Below are 2,923 nucleotides of genomic sequence, written 5' to 3'. Positions count from 1 at the left end.
CGCGCGCCAGCGTCACCAGGTTGGCCGGCCCCAGGCCGCGCCGCGGTTCGGGCCAGAAGTGCCGGACCAGCGCGCCGATGGCGAGCGACACCGCGCCCGCCGCCCATGCAGCGGCGACCGGCAGCCCCAGCGTGGCCATCGCCAGCGCGAGGAGCGCGACAAGGCCGCCGAAGCCTCCGGCCAGTTCGAGCCAGAGGCGCGGCGGCCCGCCGCGCCGAATGCAAGATCCACCCCGCTCCATCGCCTTCATGTCCCCTCGTCCGTAACCCACGCCGCTCGCAGCCCCGCAGGAGCGGCGTCAACCGCGAATCAGATCGCACGGACCTCGACGCGCATGCCACCGACCCACGGCCACCTTCGCGCCTGCCCGCGCGCCTACAAGGGCTGCGGCGCCCTGCTACCATGCCTGCTTCGATCATCCGCCGCGCGAAAGGGTTCGCACAAGGAGCGCTGCATGTCCGCCCCCAACCTCGCCTTCTGGACCGTCCGCCCGGGCTGCGGCGAACTGCGCCCGGCACCGCTGCCCCCGCCCGGCGAGGGTGAGGTCCTCGTGCGCAACCTGTACAGCGCGGTCAGCCGCGGCACCGAGGGCCTGGTCTTCCGCGGCGAGGTGCCCGAGAGCGAATACGAGCGCATGCGCGCACCCTTCCAGGAGGGTGGCTTTCCGGGTCCGCTCAAGTACGGCTACATCGGCGTCGGCGTGGTGGAGGACGGCGTCGGCGGCGCGGCCGCCGCCTTGCGCGGGCGCACGGTGTTCTGCCTGCACCCGCACCAGCAGCGCTACGTGGTGCCCGCCGGCGCCGTCCTCCCCCTGCCCGCCGGCGTGCCCGCCGCGCGCGCGGTGCTGGCCGCCAACCTCGAGACCGCGATCAACGCTTGCTGGGATGCGGCGCCCGCCGTGGGCGACCGCGTCGCGGTGGTCGGCGCCGGCGTGGTCGGCAGCCTGGTGGCCTGGCTGTGCGCGCGCATCCCCGGTGTCGAGCTCGAGCTGATCGACACCGACCCCGGCCGCGCCCGCCTCGCCGCAGCGCTCGGCCTGGTTCATCGCCTGCCGGACCAGGCCCGCGGCGACTGCGACCTCGTCTTCCACGCCAGCGGCAACCCCGCCGGCCTGGTGCGCGCGCTCGAGCTCGCCGGCCAGGACGCAACCGTGGTGGAGATGAGCTGGTACGGCCACCGCAGCGCGGAGCTGCCGCTCGGCGCCGCCTTCCACGCGCGCCGCCTGCGCCTGCAGTCCAGCCAGGTCGGCCGCCTGCCGCCGCAGCGCAGCCCGCGCTGGGATTACCGCCGCCGCATGGAACTCGCGCTCGGTCTGCTCGTCGATCCACGGCTGGACGCGCTGATCAGCGGCGAGACCGACTTCACCGGCCTGCCCGCGCTGATGCAGCGCCTCGCCGCCGCCCCCGCCGGGGCGCTGTGCGAGCGCATCCGCTACGCCGACCCCGCCACCGACCATCCCTGTTGAGAACACGCCGGAGACCGCCCCATGTACAGCCTCAGCGTCCGCGAACACATCATGATCGCCCACAGCTTCCGCGGCGAGATCTTCGGCCCGGCACAGCGGGTGCACGGCGCGACCTATCTGGTCGACGCCTGCTTCCAGCGCGGCGAGCTCGACGCCGACGGCCTGGTGGTCGACATCGGCCTCGCCGCCGAGACGCTGAAGGCGGTGCTCGCCGAGTTCAATTTCCGCAACCTCGACGAGCTCGAGGAGTTCCGCGGCCGCAACACCACCACCGAGTTCATGGCCAGGGTCATCTTCGACCGCCTCGCCGCCGCGATCCGCGCCGGCCGGCTGGGCCCCGGGGCGCGCGGTCTGGAGCGGCTGAAGGTGAGCCTGCACGAGTCGCACGTCGCGTGGGCGAGCTACGAGGGCGCGCTGTGAGCCTGCCCCGCAGCGCCGCTGGCGGACGCGGTGCGAGCGCCGGGCACGCCTTCCCCCGGGCCGGCGGACGCGAGGCCGCGCGATGAGCTGCCGGCTCGACTTCATCGTCCCGGGCGATCCCGCCCAGCGCACCGGCGGCTATCTCTACGACGCCCGCATCGTCGAGGAGCTGCGCTGCCGCGGCTGGAGCGTCGACGTCCATGGCCTGCCCGGCCGCTTCCCCGACGCCGACCCCACGGCACGTGACGCCCTGCACGACACCCTCGCCGCGCTGCCCGCCGGCGGGCGCGTGGTCATCGACGGGCTCGCGCTCGGCGGCCTGCCCGAGGTCGCGATCGAGCACGCCGGGCGGCTGGCGCTGGTCGCCCTGGTCCACCACCCGCTCGCCGACGAGCGCGGCCTCGACCCGGTGCTGCGGCGCTGCCTGCTGGCGAGCGAGCGTGCCGCGCTCGCCGCCGTGCGCCTGGCGATCACGACCAGCGCCTTCACCGCACGCCGGCTGCTCGACTTCGGGCTGCGCGCCGAGCGCATCCGCTGGGTGGAGCCGGGCGTGGCGCCGCTCGCGCTGGCCGCTGCGGAGGGCGAGCCGCCGCAGCTGCTGTGCGTCGCCAGCCTGAGCCCGCGCAAGGGCCAGGACGTACTCGTGCGCGCGCTCGCGCGCGTGCGCGCGCTCCCCTGGCGCTGCACCCTGGTCGGCAGCACGCGCCGCGATCCCGCCTACGCGGGCGAGGTGGCCGAACTCGTCCGCGGCCTCGGCCTGCAGGACCGCATCCAGCTCGCCGGTGAATGCGAGGACGCGGCCCTGCAAGAGGCCTACGCCGCCGCCGACCTCTTCGTGCTGCCCTCGCACTACGAGGGCTACGGCATGGTGGTCGCCGAGGCGATCGCGGCCGGCTTGCCGGTGCTCGCCACCACCGGCGGCGCGCTCCCGGGCACGCTGCCGCGCGACGCAGGGCTGGCCGTGCCGCCGGGTGACGTCGATGCGCTTGCGGGCGCGCTCGCCGAGCTGATCGGCGACCGCGCCCGTCGCCTGCGCCT

General features: G+C 75.4%; 3 protein-coding genes and 1 pseudogene. 3 read left to right on the top strand and 1 reads right to left on the bottom strand.

All coding sequences use genetic code 11. The features are described from left to right. Positions 1-250: pseudogene (locus C667_RS21790) on the bottom strand (CDP-alcohol phosphatidyltransferase family protein); the annotation flags it as partial. 204 nt (positions 251-454) lie between these two features. On the opposite strand from C667_RS21790, the gene C667_RS21785 reads away from it, so the two are divergent. From C667_RS21785 to C667_RS21775, 3 genes are all read left to right on the top strand, one after another. Beyond that, positions 455-1,465 carry a hypothetical protein gene (locus tag C667_RS21785; RefSeq protein ID WP_004384818.1) on the top strand — a complete coding sequence of 337 codons (1,011 nt, stop codon included), beginning with the start codon at positions 455-457 and terminating at the stop codon, positions 1,463-1,465. A 21-nt stretch (positions 1,466-1,486) separates the two neighbouring features. Then, positions 1,487-1,885 carry a 6-pyruvoyl trahydropterin synthase family protein gene (locus C667_RS21780; protein WP_004384817.1) on the top strand — a complete coding sequence of 133 codons (399 nt, stop codon included), beginning with the start codon at positions 1,487-1,489 and terminating at the stop codon, positions 1,883-1,885. Between the two features lie 82 nt (positions 1,886-1,967). Continuing rightward, a partial coding sequence (locus C667_RS21775) for a glycosyltransferase family 4 protein (RefSeq protein WP_004384816.1) occupies positions 1,968-2,923 on the top strand: 956 nt, incomplete at its 3' end.

It is taken from the genome of Thauera phenylacetica B4P, from assembly GCF_000310225.1.
Lineage (GTDB): Bacteria > Pseudomonadota > Gammaproteobacteria > Burkholderiales > Rhodocyclaceae > Thauera > Thauera phenylacetica.
This window is presented reverse-complemented; position numbering and strand designations above follow the sequence as displayed.